This window comes from Sphaerisporangium album (assembly GCF_003323745.1).
Classification (GTDB): Bacteria; Actinomycetota; Actinomycetes; order Streptosporangiales; family Streptosporangiaceae; genus Sphaerisporangium; species Sphaerisporangium album.
The window spans coordinates 250,514-271,656 of sequence record NZ_QOIL01000012.1; the positions used below are offsets into that span (position 1 = coordinate 250,514).

Here is a 21,143-nt window from a genome sequence, read left to right on the forward strand (position 1 = left end):
CACAGTCTGAGACCCCGCGTCGACGCGCACCCTCTGCCCGCCTGCTCATCCCGGAGCCGGAGCGCCCCGGCCGGAGACGATTCAGTATAAGTGTCGTTGAGGATGGTCGAGCCAGGTCATGTACCACTCGTAGAAGTCGAGTTCTCGGACTATGCCGTCGTCGGCGCAGCGGTCGTCGAACCAGACCTCGCCGGCAATCTCGCCGCTCACCACTAGACGATGGAATGCTCCGCAGCCGAACTCGGCCAGGACCAAGGAGCCGGTTATCCAGCGGCTTTCTTCGTAGTCCGCAGGCTGTGCTTCGAGCGGGGGATTCCAGCTTGCCGTGTGAGGGAACGGGGAGGCATAAAGGTGCGGCGGACCCGCATGGGTTTCCATCGCGTCTAGGCGGAACGCCTCTTCGATGTCGTACAGCCCGTAGGAGGGGCCTGCTCCGCCGTTACCCACCTCCGTGAGGAAGGTCCGGAAGGATTCGGGCAATTCGACGCCGACTTTCGTCTCGAATGCGGTGACCTGACGTGTTGAGAGTCGTGGCCCGAGGCGGTGATGATGGCGCTGTGCGCCGAAGAACTTGCGTTCCGGATCCTGTCGTCGGATCTCCGCAAGCCGACGATGGATGAGGTCAGCGTCCCACATGGTCAACTCCGGCCGGGCTGTTGAGAGGAACAAGCACGGTACACCGCGCGAACGCGCCCCGGGCCGCGGCGGCCGGAACCGACCCAGGTCGCATGCCCGGCCGCCGAGCGGCAGGAGGGCCGCCGCCTGGCAGCCTCGCCAAAGACCAGCTCACGAAGGACCGGGCACGAAAGGCGAAACAGGCTGGTTCAAACGAGCACCCAGGTCGGGGAATGTACCCTGACCTGGGTTTTCTGGCGGTGGAGCCTAGGGGATTCGAACCCCTGACTTCCTGCTTGCAAAGACGCGTGCCGATCTTGCTCGAACTGCGAAGACACAGGTCATGGTACTGATCGCATTCCCCGTGACTCCCCGCTGCTCCCCCTTGATTCCCGCCCCATCGGGCACGCGACGGGCACGACAGCGAGGACCTGACTCTTCCTTATCAGGACCATCCGGCACGTCATCAGAGGCTCGTGTCCTGCTCCGGGATGGTGCCGGGCGGTCGTGATCGTAAGCGGGTATGTGGTGCTGTTGCAGTACGCGTTGCAGTAGCCCGCCCGTCGCCTGGTTCTCCCCCGTCCTCCTCGTAGCTGCCGACCCCCAGGGTGAGGGCGCCGTGTCAAGGGTCAACGAAGTTGATCGCGTAGCGACGCCGAAGGCGCCCTTGACTCGGTGGACTCGGGACACTCGACCAGCGAGGAGGACGGGAACTACACCAGTCCAGACAAAGGGGACTTATCCCTCTCGCTCATATCCTTATGAACAAGGTTGATGGACACACTTTAAGAGTGACGCTACTCTGGGTTCCAGATTAGCGTCAGGAGCGACATGAACGTTCGTACCGACGGCCTAGGCACGGCTGCCAACTTCATCGCCTACATCGAGAAGTCGGACAAGCCTAGTCGTCGTGGCCAGTGTGTGCAGGTCTTGAAGGGTGCCTACGGACCCAATTGGCGGTCGGTGAATCTTCTAGAGCATGACGTAGAGGATGCCATCGGTAGGTTCAAGCAAGTCAGGAGTGGAGAACTCGCCTCCACCACCACCGACTCCTACGGATCGACATACCGAGCTGCCGCCCGTGAGTATCTGAACCATGTGCGGATGACACGAAGTGCCTCCGCAGGTGGAGCCCCGTCTGTAGGAGTGCCTACCCCGACACAATCGACATCTCGCCGAACCGCCGTAGCTGGTCAGCGTGAGATGCGCGAGCTACCGGTGCCACTAAGCCGAGGGACGACTGCGCGACTCCACGTTCCTGTCGATATCACACTCTCAGAGGTTGAGCTGATCTGCTCAATGCTACGTGTTCAGTTGGAGGGCGTGTAGACGACTCAGCGCGCGGCCCAAGCCGCCGGCGGCCGGGACCGGCCCCCAGGCCGCACGCCCGGCCGCCGAGCGGGCGCAGGGCCGCGAGGCGGCGCTCCGCGCCGCCGCTTGATCCCTAAGAGAGCAATTCGGCAACGAGCTCGACAGGACAGATCTAGAGTGATCGTGGGATGGTGCTGAGCCCAACTCGATCCCCGAACTGATGACAATCTTCGCAGCACTTTTCTGCATGGCCTTCCCGAACGTCTCGTACGCCCATAAGCACGAGTACGCGCGAGACAAGAAGGGCAAGGTGGTGCGTGATGAGCGTACGAAGGACCTACAGGTCTCGATCGGTAGCCGGACGGCGGCAACCCTCGTGACTGCGATGTTCACATCCCTTTGGGGGTGGTCGCAGATTAGCGGGGGGTCGGGTTGGGTTCAGCAACACCTCCTAACAAGCGGGTACCGTCGTGGTACCGAATGGCTGGCGTGTGGTTGCTGCGCATAGCGTCCAGGACACGCACGCCGAACGCCTCGGAGGCGAGGGCGCGGACCTCATCCGCGGTGACCCACTGGAAAGAGCGGGTTTCGTCGGTTTCGGTGAGGTGGCCGCCGATGACCTTGCAGCGGAAGACCAGGGCGACGATTCCGCGGGTCATGTTCTTGTAGACGCCGGTGAGGGTGACGGGCTCGACGTCGAGGCCGGTTTCCTCGCGGACTTCGCGGAGTAGGCCGGTGATGATGTCCTCGTCGCGTTCGAGGACGCCGCCGGGCGCTTCCCAATGGCCGTTGTCGCGGCGCTGGGTCAGGAGCGCACAGCCTTGGTCGTCGATGATCACGCCTGCCACGCTGACCGAGTGCGTGTTCTGGTGATCCATCGGGACTACCTCCGGCGGTGCGGGTCGCTATCCTCAAGACCGTAGTACACGTATGTACGAGTTGAGGAGTTGGGTCGTGGCCGAGCTGCCGTTGCCGGATCTGGACCCGACCAGCGATCGGGCGGTGTTCCGTCAGATCGCCGATCACATCCGTGACGCGATCGAGCAGGGCGTCTTGGCCGAGGGTGAGAAAGTGCCCTCGGAGGCTCAGCTCATGCAACATTACGGCGTCGCGAGGATGACCATCCGCAACGCTCTCCAGGTGCTTCAGGGTGAAGGGCTGACGGTCGCGGAGCATGGGCGTGGTGTCTTCGTCCGTTCGCATCCTCCGGTCCGGCGGTTGGCTTCAGATCGGTTCGCCCGTCGTCATCGTGAGCAGGGCAAGGCCGCGTTCATCGCAGAGACGGAAGGGGCCGGCGGCAGGCCAACCGTGGACTCGATAAAGATCACGGAAGAGGCGCCTCCAGGGAGCGTGGCCGAGCTGCTTGGGCTTACAGCAGCGGACTCAGTAGTCCGTCGCTCTCGTCGGTACCTGATCAACGGTCAGCCGGTGGAGACGGCGGTCTCGTACATCCCGGCCGAGATCGCTCGCGGTACGCGGATCGCTCAGCCAGACAGTGGGCCAGGTGGGATCTACGCCCGGCTAGAGGAGTTGGGGCACCGACTCGATCACTTCGTGGAAGAGATCAAGTCGCGTATGCCGCTGCGTGAGGAGATGCGGTCGCTCAAGCTCGCGCCTGGTATCCCGGTGTTTCACCTGGTCAGGACGGCGTACACGACGGATGGCAGGGCGGTTGAGGTCTGTGACACGGTGATGTCCACTGACGCCTACGTACTGTCGTACGAGCTTCCTGCGCGATAGGGCTTGACGAACTCCTCTAGAGGAGTCATAAATGACTGAGCAAAGAACTCCTCTAGGCGAGTAGACGCCTAAGTGAGCGGATGGCAACGCATCTGATCGGGGCGGAGTCGAGTCTTATGTCAACTGACCCTTGCAAGTCGTGTGAGGGACGCGGATGGAAGTACGTGAGCCCTCGGCGTGGACTTCTGAGCGTGCCCGGCGGGGCCGTCCGGCCTGGCCGTGTCCGTGAGGCGTGCTCGACGTGCTGGCGTGCTCGGCCTTCGGCTGACACCGAGGGCGGGGACTCGTGAGCGTCGGGCGTGGGCCGGCCAAGGGTGGTGGCTCGCATCGGTCATCAGGGCGTCACCGGGAAGGCGGGCGTCTTCCGGAGACACCTTCTCGGGGGGTCGTTGACGCTGCGGCCAGGGCGGAGGCGGCTCTCCTCGATCAGCTCGAACCTGGCTGGCTGATATGGTACGGCGCTTATGCTCGGCGGTTTTACGCAATCGCTCTCACCTGCGCAACTGAGCCTTGCTGCGTGGAGGCGCCTACCCCCGATGAGTTGCGCGAGGTCATGCGCGACGCGGAGGCTACGGCGCGGCTTGGCAGGGCGTCATGACGTCGCCGCAGGGGATCGGTCAGCGAAGGGCTTACGCGCAACGCGATGCCTTGATCGGATTGCGGGCCAGCATGAACGGGGCTGGCCTGCGCTGTCTCATCGTGGAACGTGTCCGCGTGGTGATGGCCGCCAAGTTCGGTCCGCGTATCTATCTGCCGCCTTACATGGAGGTGCGGCGCGGTACGCGCTTGTTGGTGACCATTTCCGTCAGCGAACGGATGGGGAGAGATCCCCACTTCGTGATCACCCCGCCTGGCCGTCAGGGCTTCGGGTTTGGTGTCGGTGACATTCAGGACGCCGCATCGACGGCCAAACATCTTCGCAGTGTTCGGCAACTGGCCGACGTCACGACGGATGAAGGTAGTGAGCCGGTCTGACGCGGCGACCTTGGCCGAACTGGTCGCCAAGTATGGTCGGCGCTGGGAGATCTTGGACGCTGCGGGTGGTGGCTGGATCGCTGTCCGCCGTCACGGTGTGTCGGTTCGGGCGCTTGCTCGGGGGCTGTCCAATGTGCGGTGCGGGGACACGCTGAAAGAGCTCGGCGGCTACCTGGCCGCTGAAACCGAGATCGAACAACGGTCTCTGTTGATCGGCAGGAAGCCCGCGCTTCCGGTCCCTCCACCCCGGGTGCAATCAGAGCCCTCGTCCTGACGCAGGAACGCCCAGCTATGCAAGCTGGGCGTTCCTGCTATGCTGACGACAAGTCGAGTAGTGGGGTTATTGTCATGTCCGTATCTGATGACGAGCAGTACGCGCCGCCGAAGTACGCGCAGATCGTAACGGCCATCCGGCGCAAGATCGCGGACGGCACCTATCCTCCGGGCTCGCAGTTGCCCTCTGAGACGGCGCTGGTTCGTGAGTTCGCGGTGAGTCGTCCGACCGTGGTCCGGGCGCTCCAGGTGTTGCAGCTTCGCGGCATCATCGACCGCGAGCACGGCAAGGGCTCGTACGTGAAGGCGATTCCCCCGGTCGGTGAAGAGGAGTCGTCCCGGACGGGCCGCGCGGTGCTCGATCGGGTGGAGATCGGGGAGGGTGCGGCGGTGCTCGAAGCGGGGGCGCGTCCTGCGCCGGCGAACGTGGCGGGGATGTTCGGCGTGCCGGAGGGCGCCCCGGTGGTGATGCGCCGAGTGCTGCTGAGTGAGGCCGACGAACCGTGTGAGCTGGTCACCGCCTGGGCTCCGATTGAGCTGGCGGAAGGGACCGACCTGGGGCGTGCGCAACCGTTGACGGTGAGCATCCGCCAGCACCTGCAAGGGGTCAAGGGACTGCGGTTTGATCACGTGGTGGAGCGGTTGTCCGCCCGTCATCCGCTGCCGCACGAGATCGACGTGTTCGGCCTGAGCAAGACCGCTGCGGTGCTCGGCGTCGTCGCGCGGGTGTTCGACGGATCGGGCCGTGTGGTGCTGGTCATCGATGTGGCGCTTCCGGGCACGATGCATGAGCTGGAAGACGCTTACTCGCTGTGATGTGATGTAGCTCACACTTATCCTCGGCAACTCGTATTGTCGAGTGGTCGTTGTGAGAGGTAGAGTCAACTCGACAGTACGAGTTAGCGACAGAACGACAGGAGAACAGGATGGCGATTCCGCGAGCGTTCAAGGTCGAGTTCGGGGAGATGTTCCCGCTCGGCTGCTACATGGTCGGCGAGGTCGACCAGGTCAAAGACTTCGAAGCCTCCACCCCCGCCAAACCCGTGTGGGCGCGTGACAAGGACACCGGTGACTTCGTCTGGCAGGTCACGGTGCTCGACTGCGACCCCGAGGCGCGAGACAAGACGCTCAAGGTCAAGGTCTCCTCGCCGGTTCAGCCGGTCCCGCCGGCCCCGATGCCGGGGCTGCCGTTCATCCCGGTGGAGTTCGACGGCTTGACCGTCACCCCCTGGCAGAACGGGCAGCGGATCGCCTACTCGGTCCGGGCGCGCGAGATGCGGGCTCCCCGGACGACGGCCGCGCCGGTCCGCACCCCTGCCGCGAGCAAGCAGGACGCGGCCTGATGGGCAGGCCGGTCAACGGGTCCTGGCAGACCACGACCCTGCACGTGGACGGGCGCGGCCGATCGGCCTGCTTCGCCTACCCGCACCGCACGCCGGTCTTCGAGATCGCGGCCGGGAACGCGGTCATGAAGGTCACCTTGCACGCCAACCACGTGGACGACGCCTCGGTGACCTTCGCCCGTGAGCTGGCCGACCAGGCGCGCACCTTCGCCGAAGAGGTCGAACGGCTGCACAAGGGCCAGACCCGGCGCGCATCCCGGCGGCAGACCAGTCAGGAGGACGCCGCATGAGCGGCTACAGCTACACCACGATCAGCATGCGTCCGGGACAGTCCCCCCGGGTGGGGGTGAGCATCCACCCCGACGAACACGTGAGCGTCCACTACTACCCGGCCGAAGACGACCCGCACGCCTTCATCGGCATCGACTACGGCGACGCACAGGTCAACATCGGCACGACCAAGGACACCACGGTCACCGACACGCACGTGAAGTTCGCCCGCAACCTGTTCGAGGCTGCGGCGCGGTTCCTGGCCGACTGCGAGCGCCTGCGCGACCAGCACACCCGGCAGACCACCGAGCAGACGACGCCCGAAAAAGCGGCCTGAGCGGTTGCAGGCGGGGCCGCTGGAAGCGCCAACTCCCGGCGGCCCCCGGGATTCCTCTCCCCATCGACTCTCACATCACGAGAAGAGGCGTTCAGTTTATGCTGCGTAAACTCCCCGGGGACTACACCCGGGACATCGTCTCCACCGCCCCCGACTCCCTGGTGTTCCGCCCCACGGTGGTCAACACCCCCGCCATCTTCACCATCACCGCGATCGTGTTCCGCGCGGTCGTGGGCCTGGGCCGGATGGTCTGGCGTCACCCGATCGCCTGCCTGACCGTCGTCACTCCGCTGGTGCTGTGGGTGCTGTACGGCTGGCGCGTCGCTCTGGTGGCCGTCCTCGCGTCGGTCTCGGCGCTGGCCGGGTGGCGGCTGGCCGAACCGGTGTCCTTCTCGGCCTGGGTCGGGCTTCGGCTGCGGGCGTGGTGGCGGTGGATGTGGATCTACCGGCGGCACTGGCAACCGGTCATGGTCGTCTCCGGCCTGGGCAAGCACATCGGTGGACGGGAGTACCTGCCCCGGCTGCTCAAAGTGACCTGTACGCCGACCGCTGACGTGGTGGCGGTGCGCATGCTGTCGGGGCAGTCTGCGGCGGACTGGCAGGACCGGACCGACAATCTCGCCCCCGGGTTCGCCGGCCACGAGTGCCGGATCGTGGCGGCCAAACCTGGCCGTGTGACCTTGCTCTTCCCTCGGCGTGATCCGCTGGCCTCGCCGATTCCCGCGCTGCCCATCTCGGGGGAGGTGCAGGTGTCGGCGGTCCCGGTGGGCCTGCGTGAGGACGGCTCGCCGTACCGGCTCAAGCTGCACGGTACTCACGTCCTGGTGGCCGGTGCCACGGGCGCGGGTAAGGGGTCGTGGCTGTGGTCGGCAATCCGCGGCTTACTCCCCGCACAGCGCGCCGGGCTGGTGGAGATCTGGGCGCTTGATCCCAAGCTGATGGAGCTGTCCTACGGGCGGGGACTGTTCGGGGACCGGTACGCCGCCGACCCGGCCGACTGTGCCGACCTGCTCGAAGCGGCGGTCAAGGTCATGCAAGAGCGCGCGGGCCGGTTCGCCGGGGTCCAGCGCAACCACGTTCCCACCGTCGATGACCCGTTCATTCTGATCATCGTGGATGAGGTGGCGTTCCTGACCGCCTACCAGACCGACCGCAAATGCCGCGAACGCATCCTCGCCGCGCTGGCGACCCTCACCACACAGGGCCGCGCGGTCGGCGTCGGTGTCCTGGCCGCGTTACAGGACCCGCGTAAGGAGATCTTGTCCATTCGCAACCTGTTCCCCGACAAGATCGCCCTACGGCTGGATGAACCGAGTCAGGTTGATCTCGTCCTCGGCGACGGCGTCCGCGACCGTGGAGCGCTGGCCGACCAGATCTCATCCAACCCCGCAACAGGTGCCGGCGTCGGGTACGTGCGCCTGGAAGCCTCCCCCGAACCGGTCCGCGTCCGCGCCGCCTACGTCTCCGACACCGACATCCGCGCCATGGTCGCCGAGTACGCCGGGGCCGGTGAGGCGGCATGACCGCGCTGGCCGAATGCCTGATGGGCCTTCGCTGCTCGGTGTGCGGCTGCCTCGATGTGCTGTGGCTGGACCCGATGCGGGGCCTGGTCGAGTGCCGCGAGTGCGGACAGACGGCGCTCACCCTGCCTTGTGCGGACGGCGGTGAGGCCCGGTGACCCATCCGGACGACCGTTCCCTGCCCCGGGCCGTGCGCGCGGCAATGCCGCTGGCCATGGACGTGATCGAAGAGGCATGCAAGGTCAACGGCGTCTGCCTGCGCCCGGTGGTGCTCAAGCGCACCGACACCACCACGGGCAAGGTCGAGTACGTCAACGTCCCGTGCGGCGCCACGCTGGCGGCCAAGTGCGAACCGTGCGCCAACCGGGCCGTACAGCTCCGCAAGGCCCAATGCCGCGAGGGCTGGCATCTGGAGGCCGAACCGGTCGCCGAAGCCGCCGAACCGACCGACCGTCAGCGCTGGCTCATCGAAGAACGCGCCGACGTCGAAGCACTGCGGGACCTGGCCGAACAGGACGGCGGCGACCTGGCCGTCTGGGATGAGGTGGCCACCACCCTGGAAGACGAGTTGGCGCAGTCCGGGGTCCGGGGTCACGTCCTTCCGGGGGAGGGCAGGCCTCGCCGGTCGCGCTCTACCCGTCGCCGTCAGGACGCCCCGGACCTGCCCAAGCGGCAGCGTGAGAACCGCACCGTTGGACGCGCTTTCACCGCCCCGGACGGGCGCGTCTACCGGCCGTCGCTGTTCGTCACGCTGACCTGCGACAGCTACGGCAAAGTCCGCGCTAACGGCACCCCGGTCGATCCCTCGACGTACGACTACGTGCGGGCCGCGCGGGACGCGATCCACTTCCCCAAGCTGGTGGACAGGTTCGTGCAGAACCTTCGCCGCGTGGCCGGGTATGACGTGCAGTACTTCGCCACCGTCGAACCACAGAAGCGCCTCGCGCCGCACCTGCACATGGCCGTGCGGGGCGCCATGCCGCGCGCTGAGGTCAAGGCCGTGGCGGCTGCGACCTATCACCAGGTGTGGTGGCCTGCTGCGGATGAGGTGCGCTACGAGGGTGCGCACCTGCCGGTCTGGGTCGGCGACGAACACGCCACCGACCGCAGCGACGGGCAGGCCGGCGACTACCTCGACCCGGAAACCGGCGAGGTGCTGCCCACGTGGGAACGGGCACTCGACCAGCTAGACGCGGATGAGGACGCCGAACCTCTGCACGTGGTGCGGCTGGGCCCTCAGATCGACGTCAAGGGCGTCATGGCGGGCTCTCCAGGGGCGGACTGGGGGCTTTACTACCTGACCAAGTACCTGACCAAGTCACTGACCGACTGCCACGAGCCGACCAGCGATGCCCAGCGGGCGCACGTGGAACGGCTCATGAACGTACTGCGCTACGAGCCGTGCGCGCCGACCTGCCCGAACTGGCTGCGCTACGGCATCCAACCCAAAGGCGCCAAAGCCGGGATGCGTCCGGGCGGCTGCCGGGGCAAGGCGCACAAGCCCGAACACCTCGGCTACGCCGGGCGGCGGGTCCTGGTCTCGCGCAAGTGGTCCGGCAAGACCCTGTCCGAGCACAAGCAGGACCGGCGGGCCTGGGTCCTGGAACAGCTCGGCCTGTCGACAACCGACGACCAGACGGCCCCCATCGACCCACACCGCTACATCTGGCGCCCGGTGACCTCGACCGACCGCGGCGTACCTCCCCGCGCCAAACGACTCCTAGACGAACTCGCCAAACGCCACCAATGGCGCGCCGCACTCAAACAGGCTCAAGCACGCGCGGACGGACACCCCATCGGAGAACTTTCGGCAACTCAGACAGCGAGGAGGGCGGCGTGACGAGAAAGGCCAAGCAAGAGCCGGTGTCGCTCCTTCCAGAGTCGGCGCAAGGCCGGTTGCTCACCGTGGAGGAGGCGGCCGAACGGCTGAACACCACCGTTCGCTTCCCTCGTCGCCTGATCGAGGAGAGGCGGATCACCTTCGTGCGTGTCGGCCGGAACGTACGTATCCCCCAGGCGGCGCTAGAGGCATTCATCGCTGCCGGGGTGGTCGAGCCCATCACCGCCCGGCGCGGGAGGGCCGCGTGATGGCTGAGAAGAAACGGCGGTTCGGGCGTGTTCGGCAACTGCCCTCGGGACGGTTCCAGGCTCGCTATGCGGGGCCGGACGGCATTGATCGCCCGGCGCCGAACACCTTCGCCACCAAGCGGGAGGCCGATATTTGGCTGACCAAACAAGAGGCGGAGATCCTCAACGGCGACTGGCTCGACCCCGACGCCGGGAAGATCAAGTTCGGGAAGTACGCGGGGGACTGGATCGAGGAACGGCCGAACCTGCGTCCCCGGACGGTCGAGTTGTACGGCTACCTGCTGCGGGTCCACCTTCAGCCGACGTTCGGGGACAAGGCGCTCAGCGAGATCAAGGACCCGCATGTCCGGCGGTGGCGTAAGAGCCTCCTCGACGCGGGTGTTAGCGCGGTCACCGTGGCCAAGGCGTACCGGCTCCTCAAGGCCGTTCTCACGACGGCCGTGGATGACCAGCTCATCCGGCGTAACCCCTGCCGGATCAAGGGCGCGGGGCAGGAGAAGTCACCGGAACGGCCGGTTCTCACCGTCGCACAGGTCTACCAGCTCGCGGACGCGATCGAGCCGCGTTACCGGGCGCTGGTGCTCCTCGCGACCTTCGGCAGTCTGCGATGGGGTGAGCTGACTGGCCTTCGCCGGCGAGACCTCGACCTGGAGGCCGGAACCGTGCGGGTGGAGCGGCAACTCATCCGCATCACGGGCAAGGGCCTGGTCTTCACCGAGCCCAAGTCGGCGGCGGGAAAGCGAACGGTCGTGATCCCGCCCCTGATCATCGCGGACGTGGAAGCGCACCTGAAGGACTTCGCCCAAGAGGGAGATGAGGGGCTGATCTTCGCAGGGCCAGATGACGGGCCGCTGTGGAACAGCAACTTCAATCGGCGGTTCTGGGGCAAGGCACTTGCCAAGGCAGGATTACCGAAGATCCACTTTCACGACCTTCGGCATACGGGCAACACGCTCGCCGCGAATGCCGGGGCGTCCATTCGAGAGCTGATGGACCGGATGGGGCACTCCAGCACTCGCGCCGCGATGGTCTACCAACACGGCTCGCACGAACGTCAGCGTGAGGTGGCGGAAAAGCTCGACGGCCTCGCCAAAGACCAGCTCACGCGAGCATCGGGCACGCAGCGGGCACGGAAGTCGAAACAGGGCGGTTGAAACGAGAAACCCAGGTCGGGAAATGTGCCCTGACCTGGGTTTTCTTGTCGGTGGAGCCTAGGGGATTCGAACCCCTGACTTCCTGCTTGCAAAGCAGGCGCTCTGCCAGCTGAGCTAAGGCCCCTTGTCTGCGGACAGCTTACCGGGAGGAGGTGGCGACTGGGGCCTGGGTTTGGTGGCTGTCGAGGATCAAGGTGGGGAAGTCGGCGAGGGAGTCGATGATCCGGGTGGCGCCGCCTCGGATCAGGCGTTCGCGGCTGTGGACGCCGGTGAGGACGCCCGCGACGATGGAGGCGCCAGCGCGGCTGCCGCAGAGCATGTCGCTCTCGGAGTCTCCCGCGACCGCGACCTCGCGGACGTCGTCGATGCGCAGGCGGAGCATGGCGGTCAGGACCATGTCGGGCCAGGGGCGGCCGCGGCCGGCGTCCTCCGGGCACAGGGCTAGGTCGATCTTGTCCATCCAGCCGAGGGCGCCGAGCACGCGGCCGAGCGTGCGGCGGCTGAAGCCGGTGATCAGGCAGATCTTCACGCCGGCGGCGCGGAGCTTCTCCATGGCCTCGACGGTGCCGGGCGCCGGGTAGAGGCCCGCGCGCTCGATGGAGTCTTCGTACGAACGCTCGAAGGTCAGGTTGGCGGCCTGTGCCTGGGCCTCGTTGCCGGGGAAGATCCCGCGGAAGACCTCGATCTTGGGACATCCCCGGGACCGATGCACGTGCACCATGGCACGCGCGTACGCCCCGGTCCCGGGGACTATGCCCTGTGTGGCGATCGCCTCGGCGAACGCCCGGTCCACCATCGCGATGTCGCCGATGGTGGTGCCGGCCAGATCGAGACAGGCAAGCTTGATGGGTGAGGCGCTCGTCATGCCGTCACCTCCGCCCTGACCCAGAATCATTGACGCACCCGCACCGGCGGTTATGAGGTGGTCAGTTCTCGCTGCCGGTTGCCTCGGTCCACAGGTCCAGTTCGGCGCGGTCGGCCTGCACCTTGCGCCAGACGAGCAGCCCCCCGAGGGCAACGAGCGCGAGAACGAGCAGCTTCTTCACGGTGTGACCCCACTTCTCAACGGTCTCGTCAGCCGAGGACGAGACGACGCCGGGTTCCTAACAGATGCTTGCAGCCTAGCAAGGGATCGGCTTCCACCCTGGGTCGCCCGGAAAGCGGTTGTCCACATTCTTGCGATACGGACCATGCTTCCCGGCATCGGTCACGAGGTTCGGCCTCGGAGGTAAGAGTCCGCCCTAGCTCTGACCAGGCGGTACACCTGAGAAGTACCGCGCCGGGACATCTCACGGCGCAACTTTCGTCTGATTGCGGACAATCAGCGGTTGCCACATTCGTCACCCGCCGACGAGGCCCTCGGGAAACGCGTCGGCCAGGTAGGCGGGGAGGCGCGGCTCGTCGGGGACGAGAATGTGCCGTACCCAGGCCGCCCGCTCGTGCTCCAGCGGGGGGAGTTCCCACACGCAGCCGATCCAGGGCCTGCCGATCTCCTTGAAGTGGGCGGGATCGGTGTCCTCGCTGCCGAGGAAGGGCACGCCGGCGACCGCCGTGCGGCACTCGATGACGTTGTCCCACACCCACGTGTAGGCGTTCAGGTAGCAGGCGGTGTCCCTCCCCCGGTGCAGTACGGTGAACGCGGCCGGCGGGGTCTCGTCCGGGCCGGGCAACAGGCGGGGCAGGAAGGCGTACGCCGCACGCTGGATCTCCTGCTCGATCTCGGCGTCGACGGTGTTCACGTGGTAGCGCTTGATCTGGCGGCCCGCGAGTTCGATCACTCCGGGAACGCGAAGAAACTTCTCGTTGAAAGCCACGATTGGACGGTACGAGGGGCACACTGACACGTATTGTCAGTGGAATGCGCGCGAGTCGCCTGCTTTCCATCCTCCTCCTGCTGCAGGCCCGCGGCCGGCTGACCGCACGCCAGCTCGCCGAGCTGCTGGAAGTGTCCGTCCGCACGATCTACCGCGACGTCGAGTCGCTGCACGCCGCGGGCGTCCCTCTGTACGGCGACGCGGGGCCCGCCGGGGGCTACCAGCTGCTGGACGGCTACCGCACCCGCCTGACCGGCCTCACCAGCGAGGAGGCCGAGGCGCTGTTCATGGCCGGGATGCCGGGACCGGCCGCGGAGCTCGGGCTCGGGGCCGTGGTCGCCGCGGCGCAGCTGAAGCTCCAGGCGGCGCTCCCGCCGGAGCTGCGCGACCGGGCGGCGCGCATCCAGGAGCGCTTCCTGCTGGACGCCCACGGCTGGTACTACGACGGCGACCGCTCGCCGCACCTGGCGCCGATCGCCGACGCCGTGTGGAACCAGCGCCGCGTCCAGGTGCGCTACCGCCGCTGGAAGCACCCGACGGACGTGACCCGCGTCCTGGACCCGTACGCCATCGTGCTCAAGGGCGGCAAGTGGTACCTGGTCGCGCGCGGCGGCGAGAACATTCGTACATACCGCGTGCATCACGTGCTCGACCTGGAGGTGCTGGACGAGACCTTCGACCGGCCGTGCGGCTTCGACCTGGCCGCGTACTGGCGGTCCTTCCTCACCGAGTTCCGCTCCCGCCTCTACCAGGGCACGGCGACGATACGGCTCTCTCCCGCGGGCCGGCGGCGCCTGCGGGAGGTGATGAGCAGCGCCGTGATCGACGCCGTGGACCAGAGCGCCACGGCCCCGGACGAGGCGGGCTGGGTGACGGCCGTCGTGCCGATCGAGTCGCTCGACCACGCCGAGACCGAGTTCATGAAGCTCGGCGCGCAGGTCGAGGTGCTGAAGCCGCACGAGCTGCGCGCGCGGCTTGAGGCCACGGCGCAGGAGCTCGCGGATATATATCTGTCCTTGTCGCCGGCCGGGCGGCCCGCTTCGTAGAACCGGTCAGCTCAGCTCGTAGTCGAGGGTGTAGGAGTGCGCGCCGTCGTCGTTGACGATGTTCCCCGTGCCGGTGATGCCCTGAAGTTCGCCCGTGCCCGAGTCGGGGAGGATCGTCCAGCTCAGCGACCGGTCTCCGCCCTCGCTGGTGGCGTTGTGGTGCAGGACGAAGGTGCCCTTGCGCCCGTGGACGCTGCCGGTGAACCGCTCGAACCCCGCATAGGCGGCCGAGGTCTCCACCCGGCCAACGGCGGTGACGATGTCGGTGGTGCTGGTGCCCTCCAGGTCGCCGTGGAACGCCTTGGTGATGTGGACCCTGGTCAGCGTGGCGCCCTCGCGCTCGTCGTAGGTCTGGGGCTCCCAGCTCTCGATATCGAAAGTGCCCTCGGCACGTGGCATTACGGTCTCCTCAGATCGGGATACGTCCCCAATCCTGGCCCCCAAGGCTGACGTCCACTGTCAGGTATGCCATCTGCCCCTGGGAATTCCGCCAGGAAACCGCCGCGCTTACGATGCGGACGTGGTGCGCCTCACCGCCCGCCACCGGCGAGGCGGCCAGGCGGCGAGGCCGAGCACCGGCACCCCGACCAGTTTGGAGCGGCAATGGCCCTGTTCGACCTGCCCCTGGAACGCCTCCGCGACTACCTTCCGGAGCGCGACGAGCCCGCCGACTTCGACGCCTTCTGGAAGCAGACGCTGGAAGAGGCGTCCGCGCACGACCTGGCGCCGGACTTCGCCCCCTATGACGCCCCGCTGAGCGGGGTGCGGGTCTACGACACGACGTTCGCCGGGTGGGGCGGTCATCCCGTCAGGGCCTGGATGCTGGTCCCGGCGGGTGCGGACGGCGTGCCGTGCGTGGTGCAGTACATCGGGTACTACGGCGGCCGCGGCCTCCCCATCGACCATCTCTCCTGGACGGCGGCCGGTTTCGCTGCGCTGATCGTGGACACGCGCGGCCAGGGCGCCAGGAACGCGCACAACCCGGGCGCCACCGGCGACCCGCACGGCGGCGACTTCCCGGAGGTGCCGGGCGTGATGACCCGGGGCATCCTGAGCCCGGAGCAGTACTACTACCGGCGCGTGTTCACCGACGCGGTGCGGGCCGTGGAGGTCGCCGCCGCCCACCCGGCGGTGGACGCCACGCGGATCGCCGTCGCGGGGGCCAGCCAGGGCGGCGGCATCGCCCAGGCGACCGCGGCGCTCCAGCCGAAGGCCGCGGCCGCGCTGATCGACGTGCCGTTCCTGACGCACTTCCGCCGGGCGGTGCAGATCACCGACGAGGAGCCGTACCAGGAGCTCGTCCGGTTCCTGTCCGCGCAGCCGGAGACCGAGGACGAGGTGTTCCGCACGCTGTCGTACTTCGACGGGCTGAACTTCGCCGCGCGCGGCCGCGTGCCGGCGCTGTACTCGGTGGCGCTGATGGACCTGGTGTGCCCGCCGTCGACGGTCTTCGCCGCGCACAACCACTGGGCGGGGCCGAAGGACATCGAGGTGTGGTCCTGGAACGGGCACGAGGGCGGCGCCGGACGGCAGCGGATGATCCAGCTCCGCTACCTGCGCGAGCTGTTCTCCGTGGGGTGAGCCCTCCTGATCAAACGTCCTCGCTGTAGGCACGGGCGATCTGGGCGGCGCCGGCCGGCAGCGGGTCCACCAGGTGCGGCAGCTCGCGGGCCCGGCGCCGGGACAGGACCACGCCGAGCGAAGTTCTCCCCCGTCGCCGCGTACAGCTCCTGGAGCCACGGGTGGGCGATCTCGGGCAGCCGCCCCGGCGCGAGGTGGCCGATCTCCGGGAGCCGTAGGCCGATACGGTGTTGCTGGGCTCCTGGCCTGCGCCGGGGAGGCCCCCCGAGCCGGAGCGGCGTCCACCCGTGTGCTTAACCTGAAATATCAGGAGACGGGAGGGATTCCGATGGCCGATCCTGCCGAGGCGAGCGTCTTCTTCATCGGGAACGCGACCACCTTGATCCGTTGCCGGGGCTTCACCGTTCTGACGGATCCGAGCTTTCTGCACCGCGGACAGCGCGCCTATCTGGGCTGGGGCATAACCACCCGCCGGCGCACGAACCCGGCGATCGAGGTTGATCAGGTACCTGAGCTCGACGCCGTCGTGCTGTCCCACATGCACGGCGACCACTGGGACCGCTACGCCACCCGGGGCCTGGACAAGAGCGTGCCCGTGATCACCACGCCGCACGCCGCGGTACGGCTCGCGCGCAAGGGGTTCATGAACGTCGTCGCCCTGGAGACCTGGGGAGAGCACCTCCTGCGCCGGGGCGACGCCACGCTGAAGATCACGTCCCTGCCCGCCCGCCACGCGCCCGGCGCGGCCGAGCGGCTACTGCCTCCCGTGATGGGCAGCATGCTGGAGTTCGGCCACGACGGCCTGGAGGGCGGCCTGGACCTGCGTCTGCACATCAGCGGGGACACGCTGCTGGACGACCGCCTGAACGCGATCCCCCGCCGGTTCCCGGACATCGACCTCGCGATCGTCCACCTCGGCGGCACGAAGATCCTCGGCACGCTGCTGGTGACCATGGACGGCGCCCAGGGCGCGCGCTGGCTGGAGCTGATCGGCGCGAGCCACAACCTGCCCGTGCACTACGACGACTACCAGGCGTTCAGCTCTGGCCTCGACGACTTCCGCCGCCATGTGGACCTGCTCGGCCTGTCCGACCGGGTCCGGTACATCGGCCGCGGCGAGACGTACCACATCCTCGGCCGCCGGGCCGGGCACGGGGCACGCTGACCGCATGGGGGAGATCCTCCTCGGCACCGCCTCCTGGACCGACAAGACGCTGCTCGCGTCCGGCTGGTACCCGCCCGAGGTCACGACGGCCGAGGAGCGGCTGCGGTACTACGCGCGCCAGTTCCCGCTCGTGGAGGTCGACTCGACGTACTACGCGACGCCGGGGGAGGAGACGGCCCGGCTGTGGGCGGACCGCACGCCGCCCGAGTTCACGTTCGACGTGAAGGCGTTCTCGCTGCTCACCTGCCACCCGACCCGGCCAGGAGCACTGCCGGAGGACCTGCGGGGCCAGGTCCCTGCGGACAAGAAGAACGTGTACATCCGGGACGTGAAGCCCGAGGTCGCCGACCAGGTCTGGGAACGCTTCGTGTCCGCGCTGCTGCCACTGCGGGACGCGGGCAAGTTCGGGGCCGTGCTGTTCCAGTTCCCGCGCTGGTTCCCGATCGGCAGGGCCAACAAGCACTACATCCTGGAGTGCAAGCGCCGCGCCGAGCCGCTGAGGATCTCGGTCGAGTTCCGCAACCGCACCTGGATGTCGGAGGAGAACCGGGCCGAGACGCTGGACTTCCTGCGGTCGTACGCCATCCCCTACGTGAACGTCGACATGCCCCAGGGCTACCCGGACTCGATCCCGCCGATCGTCGCGGCCACCGCGGACCTGGAGGTCGTCCGTTTCCACGGGCGCAGCGACAAGTGGACCAGCCACGACATCCACGAGCGCTTCGGTTACCTCTACAGCCTGGAGGAGCTGAAGGAGTGGACGCCGAAGCTGCGCGAGCTCGCGGAGGAGACCTCCGTCACGCACGTGCTCATGAACAACTGCTACCGCGACTACGCCCAGACCAACGCCCGGCAGCTCGCCGCCCTGCTCGCCCAGGTCGGCGTCCCGGTGAGGCCACCCGCGGCCTGATCAGGCCGGTGTGATCAGCCGGCCGCGTGATCAGCCGGTCGGCACCGGCGGGTTCGCGACGACCGGCACCCGGTCGAGCACGATGCCGAAGTGGGTGCGGTAGGCGTCCAGGATCTCCGCGTCGCTCTCCAGCGGGACCTCGTCGCGCTCACCGCCGACCGTGTGGATCAGCTTGGCGCCGCTGAGCGTCACGCGCCCGGTCTCGGTGAGCCGCGAGCACGTCAGCGAGCGGGTGAAATGGGAGTCCGGCGAGGTCTGGTGCCACCAGCAGTTCGGCCTGAAGTCCCCCAGCTCGTACGGCCGGGCGTCCAGGCGGTACTCGGCGTTGCCGTCCTGGTGGATGTCCAGGTCGCCGTACTGGCCGTCCGGAGTGATCAGGAAGGCGCCGCCGGGGTCGTGCTGCTCCTCCCGCGCCGCCAGGCGGAGGGGGTAGTGGGTGAAGGCGCCGAACCCGACGTCGACCAGCCAGGGCTCGCCGTCCACGTCGACCCGCAGCGCCATGTGGTCGAACGGCAGGCCGGGGCGCCGGTCGCCGCCGAAGACCCGGGCGGCCAGCCGCGTCACGCGGTATCCGAGCGCGGTCAGCAGCGCGGCGAGGGCGCCGTTGAGCTCGTAGCAGAAGCCGCCCCGCCGCCGGTCGACGATCTTGGCGACCAGCAGCTCCTCTTCCAGGACGATGGGCTGTCCCAGGTGGATGCTCAGGTTCTCGAACGGGACCGCCATGAGATGCGCGCGATGGATCTCCCGCAGCGCCTCGATGCCGGGCGCCGCCGGCCGCGGGACGCCGATCCGCGCGAGGTAGGCGTCCACACGAGATTCATCCATTGACTACTCCGCCTCCGGTCCGCCATTTCACCATTTATCCATTCATACAGGCCTAACGACGTCCTGACCCGACTCCGCCCGGCCCGATCACCACGAGTTGGCCGGACCTCTCAACCTTTTCCACCCCGCGCGGTATCGGAGTGGGTGAGGAGCGATGGAGGGCATGTGAGCGCCAAGGCGGAGGAGCAGTTCCGTGATTTCGTCACGGCCCGGTGGCGCGCCCTGCTGCGCACGACCTACCTGCTCACGGGCGACCACGGCCGCGCCGAGGACCTGCTGCAGGTCGCGCTCGTCCGCGCCCACCGCCGCTGGAGCCGCATCGACGACCCCGAGCTGTACGTGCGCCGGATCGTGATCAACCTGAACCACTCGTGGTGGCGGCGCAGGCGGATCGCCGAGCACCTCACCGACGCGCCCCCCGAGACCGTGCCCAGGAGCGTGGACGGCGATCCCCAGGCCGGTTACGACCTGCGGGACGAGTTGTGGACGGCCGTACGGACGCTGCCGCCGCGCATGCGCGCCGTCCTGGTGCTGCGCTACTTCGAGGATCTGCCGGAGGCCGAGGTCGCGCGCGTCCTCGGATGCTCGCTCGGCACGGTCAAGAGCCAGTCCTCGCGCGGCCTCGTCCGGCTGCGGGACCTGCTCGGACCCGACTCCGGCGGAACCGACTCCGGCGGACGGGACGGATCAGGCGGGAACGGAAAGACCGGCAACTCGGACATGGCCGGGAGGAAACCATGAGCGACCAGCTGGAATCCAGACTGCGGCGGACTTTGGCGTCCCAGGCGGAGCGGATCCCCGGCGACCCGGACCCCTACCCCGCCGTCGCCCGGCGCATCGGCCGTGCGCGCAGGAACCGCCGGGCCGCGCTGGCCGCCGCGCTGGTGGCCGTGGTGGCGCTCGGTGCCGGCGTACCGGCCGGCCTGCGCGCCCGCGACCGTACGGACATCGCGGCCGTCGAGTCACCCAGCCTGCTCGACTGGCCGACCCGCGGTTCCCTCGCGGGCGACGCGCGCTTCCTCGCCGGGGTGCGTGCCCGGCTGGCGGGGTCGAACGTGCACGTGCTGTTCGCGGGCGACGGCGGCGGGCGGCGTCTGGTCCTGGTGGCGGTCGGCCACGACACCGCCGCGTACGGGTGGGTGCTGTACGGCGCGGCGGGGACACCCGCCGACCGCCTGGAACAGGAAGAGGTCTTCGGCCCGTCGTCCCTCGGGCGGGAACGTGCCCCGATCGTCTGGTTCGGCCCGGAGCAGGGGAACGTCCTGCTGGTGGTCGGCCCTCCCCGCATGACGGCGGTGAAGGTGCTGTCGTCCATCTCCTATCCCGCGGACGGCACTCCGGTACCACGGCCCCGCGTCGTGCCGGCGGACCACGGCGCGGTCCTCCTGGCGGTGCCCGACGCCAGGCCCGGACGGTTGTTCGTCAAACCGCGCATCGGCGACATGTACCTGTCCGCGACGGAACCGGCGTGGTCGCTCGACTCCACCGCCGACCCCGCCTTCTGGGATCGCGTCGACAAGGACGCGGCGTCCGCGCGGGTCGTGGCCGCCGACGCGCGGGGACTCATGCACGGCCTCGGCGCGATCGCCACCCCGCCCGAACGGCTGACCTACCGGTTCCTCTGGGGCGGAAGCCTGGGTCACCGCCGCACGGCGCTGGTCGCGACGTTCTCCGGGCCGGACACCCCGACCTTCCTCGTGATCCAGACGACGTACACGCACCCGGACGGAAGCACCGAGCAAGATCGGCTCGGCAGGGCGCTGTGGGACCCGGAGGAGGCCAAGGCGCCGGTGGGCTGGACCACCGTCACCGGGGAGAAGAGCAACGACGACAGCGCCCCCGCGACGGCCGCCGTCTACGTTCCCGGGCGTCCGGGCACGCGCGTGGAGCTCTGGGACGGCGAAACCCGATTCGCGGCGGGCACGACCGGCCCGGAAGGCGTCGCGGTCTTCCCCACCGGGGTCCCGCGATCCCGGCTCCGGACGTTCGAGTACCACGTCTTCTCCGACGCGGGGACGGTGTTCCATCGCGCAGAGCTGGGCCTGGGGGACCTGTCCACCGCCGTCGTCGGGCCCCGCGACTGGTGACCCCGGACCGCTGGTCTCACCGGCGAGCCCATCGCGTCTCGCAGGAATGCCCCCCTGGGTCTCCCCCGGAAAGGCCACCGGCCCGTCCC

24 protein-coding genes and 1 tRNA gene are annotated in these 21,143 nt (G+C 68.1%); 17 read left to right on the forward strand and 8 right to left on the reverse strand.

Features of this window, described 5'->3' with window-relative positions; translation table 11 throughout:
* Nucleotides 1–81: 81 nt before the first annotated feature.
* Nucleotides 82–636: an SMI1/KNR4 family protein gene (locus DQ384_RS22355; protein WP_114030804.1), complete on the reverse strand. Its 555-nt coding sequence runs from the start codon at nucleotides 634–636 to the stop codon at nucleotides 82–84.
* A gap of 1,706 nt (nucleotides 637–2,342) precedes the next feature.
* Nucleotides 2,343–2,804 (reverse strand): NUDIX hydrolase, encoded by a 462-nt coding sequence (locus DQ384_RS22360; protein ID WP_114030805.1) that lies wholly within the window; start codon nucleotides 2,802–2,804, stop codon nucleotides 2,343–2,345.
* A gap of 76 nt (nucleotides 2,805–2,880) precedes the next feature.
* Between DQ384_RS22360 and DQ384_RS22365 the strand changes: the two genes are divergently transcribed.
* The 11 genes from DQ384_RS22365 to DQ384_RS22410 all read left to right on the forward strand — a co-directional run bounded on the left by DQ384_RS22365 (nucleotide 2,881) and on the right by DQ384_RS22410 (nucleotide 11,626).
* Nucleotides 2,881–3,666 (forward strand): GntR family transcriptional regulator, encoded by a 786-nt coding sequence (locus DQ384_RS22365; protein ID WP_220183062.1) that lies wholly within the window; start codon nucleotides 2,881–2,883, stop codon nucleotides 3,664–3,666.
* A 594-nt stretch (nucleotides 3,667–4,260) separates the two neighbouring features.
* A complete protein-coding gene (locus DQ384_RS22370; RefSeq protein ID WP_114030807.1) occupies nucleotides 4,261–4,641 on the forward strand; it encodes a hypothetical protein in 381 nt (126 codons plus the stop codon).
* A 348-nt stretch (nucleotides 4,642–4,989) separates the two neighbouring features.
* Nucleotides 4,990–5,730, forward strand: coding sequence for a GntR family transcriptional regulator (locus tag DQ384_RS22375; RefSeq protein WP_114030808.1), 741 nt, complete (start codon nucleotides 4,990–4,992; stop codon nucleotides 5,728–5,730).
* A gap of 110 nt (nucleotides 5,731–5,840) precedes the next feature.
* On the forward strand, nucleotides 5,841–6,257 hold the full coding sequence (locus tag DQ384_RS22380) for a plasmid replication, integration and excision activator (protein ID WP_114030809.1): 417 nt from the start codon (nucleotides 5,841–5,843) through the stop codon (nucleotides 6,255–6,257).
* A complete protein-coding gene (locus DQ384_RS22385) occupies nucleotides 6,257–6,547 on the forward strand; it encodes a hypothetical protein (RefSeq protein ID WP_114030810.1) in 291 nt (96 codons plus the stop codon). Before DQ384_RS22380 ends, DQ384_RS22385 begins: the two co-directional genes overlap by 1 nt.
* Nucleotides 6,544–6,864 (forward strand): hypothetical protein, encoded by a 321-nt coding sequence (locus DQ384_RS22390; RefSeq protein ID WP_114030811.1) that lies wholly within the window; start codon nucleotides 6,544–6,546, stop codon nucleotides 6,862–6,864. Before DQ384_RS22385 ends, DQ384_RS22390 begins: the two co-directional genes overlap by 4 nt.
* A 98-nt stretch (nucleotides 6,865–6,962) precedes the next feature.
* Nucleotides 6,963–8,387 (forward strand): FtsK/SpoIIIE domain-containing protein, encoded by a 1,425-nt coding sequence (locus DQ384_RS22395; protein ID WP_114030812.1) that lies wholly within the window; start codon nucleotides 6,963–6,965, stop codon nucleotides 8,385–8,387.
* Entirely contained in the window at nucleotides 8,384–8,542 is a 159-nt protein-coding gene (locus tag DQ384_RS41415; RefSeq protein WP_181871339.1) for a hypothetical protein, read from the forward strand. The genes DQ384_RS22395 and DQ384_RS41415 overlap by 4 nt, the downstream gene beginning before the upstream one ends.
* Nucleotides 8,539–10,224, forward strand: coding sequence for a replication initiator (locus DQ384_RS22400; protein WP_114030813.1), 1,686 nt, complete (start codon nucleotides 8,539–8,541; stop codon nucleotides 10,222–10,224). Before DQ384_RS41415 ends, DQ384_RS22400 begins: the two co-directional genes overlap by 4 nt.
* Entirely contained in the window at nucleotides 10,221–10,472 is a 252-nt protein-coding gene (locus tag DQ384_RS22405) for a helix-turn-helix domain-containing protein (RefSeq protein ID WP_245966690.1), read from the forward strand. The genes DQ384_RS22400 and DQ384_RS22405 overlap by 4 nt, the downstream gene beginning before the upstream one ends.
* The gene (locus DQ384_RS22410) at nucleotides 10,469–11,626 is read left to right on the forward strand and encodes a tyrosine-type recombinase/integrase (RefSeq protein ID WP_114030815.1); all 1,158 of its coding nucleotides are present in this window, start codon (nucleotides 10,469–10,471) and stop codon (nucleotides 11,624–11,626) included. The genes DQ384_RS22405 and DQ384_RS22410 overlap by 4 nt, the downstream gene beginning before the upstream one ends.
* Before the next feature lie 51 nt (nucleotides 11,627–11,677).
* Here DQ384_RS22410 and DQ384_RS22415 read toward each other — a convergent pair.
* The 4 genes from DQ384_RS22415 to DQ384_RS22425 form a co-directional block, all read right to left on the reverse strand.
* Nucleotides 11,678–11,750, reverse strand: a tRNA-Ala gene (locus DQ384_RS22415).
* A 15-nt stretch (nucleotides 11,751–11,765) separates the two neighbouring features.
* Nucleotides 11,766–12,491 carry an HAD-IA family hydrolase gene (locus tag DQ384_RS22420; RefSeq protein WP_245966691.1) on the reverse strand — a complete coding sequence of 242 codons (726 nt, stop codon included), beginning with the start codon at nucleotides 12,489–12,491 and terminating at the stop codon, nucleotides 11,766–11,768.
* A gap of 61 nt (nucleotides 12,492–12,552) precedes the next feature.
* A complete protein-coding gene (locus DQ384_RS42250; protein ID WP_211264163.1) occupies nucleotides 12,553–12,672 on the reverse strand; it encodes a DLW-39 family protein in 120 nt (39 codons plus the stop codon).
* A 294-nt stretch (nucleotides 12,673–12,966) separates the two neighbouring features.
* Nucleotides 12,967–13,440 (reverse strand): hypothetical protein, encoded by a 474-nt coding sequence (locus DQ384_RS22425; protein ID WP_114030817.1) that lies wholly within the window; start codon nucleotides 13,438–13,440, stop codon nucleotides 12,967–12,969.
* A gap of 44 nt (nucleotides 13,441–13,484) precedes the next feature.
* Here DQ384_RS22425 and DQ384_RS22430 point away from each other — a divergent pair, with 44 nt between their 5' ends.
* Nucleotides 13,485–14,486: a helix-turn-helix transcriptional regulator gene (locus tag DQ384_RS22430; protein WP_114030818.1), complete on the forward strand. Its 1,002-nt coding sequence runs from the start codon at nucleotides 13,485–13,487 to the stop codon at nucleotides 14,484–14,486.
* 6 nt (nucleotides 14,487–14,492) lie between these two features.
* Here DQ384_RS22430 and DQ384_RS22435 read toward each other — a convergent pair whose 3' ends face one another.
* Complete coding sequence (locus DQ384_RS22435; protein ID WP_114030819.1) at nucleotides 14,493–14,885, reverse strand: DUF3224 domain-containing protein; 393 nt, start codon at nucleotides 14,883–14,885, stop codon at nucleotides 14,493–14,495.
* 204 nt (nucleotides 14,886–15,089) lie between these two features.
* On the opposite strand from DQ384_RS22435, the gene DQ384_RS22440 reads away from it, so the two are divergent.
* The 3 genes from DQ384_RS22440 to DQ384_RS22455 all read left to right on the forward strand — a co-directional run bounded on the left by DQ384_RS22440 (nucleotide 15,090) and on the right by DQ384_RS22455 (nucleotide 18,142).
* Entirely contained in the window at nucleotides 15,090–16,067 is a 978-nt protein-coding gene (locus DQ384_RS22440) for an acetylxylan esterase (protein ID WP_114030820.1), read from the forward strand.
* A gap of 328 nt (nucleotides 16,068–16,395) precedes the next feature.
* Nucleotides 16,396–17,232, forward strand: a complete 837-nt coding sequence (locus tag DQ384_RS22450; RefSeq protein ID WP_114030821.1) for an MBL fold metallo-hydrolase — start codon at nucleotides 16,396–16,398, stop codon at nucleotides 17,230–17,232.
* Nucleotides 17,233–17,236: 4 nt separating this feature from the next.
* Entirely contained in the window at nucleotides 17,237–18,142 is a 906-nt protein-coding gene (locus DQ384_RS22455) for a DUF72 domain-containing protein (protein ID WP_114030822.1), read from the forward strand.
* Between the two features lie 30 nt (nucleotides 18,143–18,172).
* Here the strand turns inward: DQ384_RS22455 and DQ384_RS22460 are convergent, their stop codons facing one another.
* Nucleotides 18,173–18,967 (reverse strand): arylamine N-acetyltransferase family protein, encoded by a 795-nt coding sequence (locus tag DQ384_RS22460; protein WP_114030823.1) that lies wholly within the window; start codon nucleotides 18,965–18,967, stop codon nucleotides 18,173–18,175.
* A gap of 165 nt (nucleotides 18,968–19,132) precedes the next feature.
* Here DQ384_RS22460 and DQ384_RS22465 point away from each other — a divergent pair, with 165 nt between their 5' ends.
* On the forward strand, nucleotides 19,133–19,708 hold the full coding sequence (locus tag DQ384_RS22465; protein WP_114030824.1) for a SigE family RNA polymerase sigma factor: 576 nt from the start codon (nucleotides 19,133–19,135) through the stop codon (nucleotides 19,706–19,708).
* On the forward strand, nucleotides 19,705–21,054 hold the full coding sequence (locus tag DQ384_RS22470; protein ID WP_114030825.1) for a hypothetical protein: 1,350 nt from the start codon (nucleotides 19,705–19,707) through the stop codon (nucleotides 21,052–21,054). Before DQ384_RS22465 ends, DQ384_RS22470 begins: the two co-directional genes overlap by 4 nt.
* The last annotated feature ends 89 nt before the right edge of the window (nucleotides 21,055–21,143 follow it).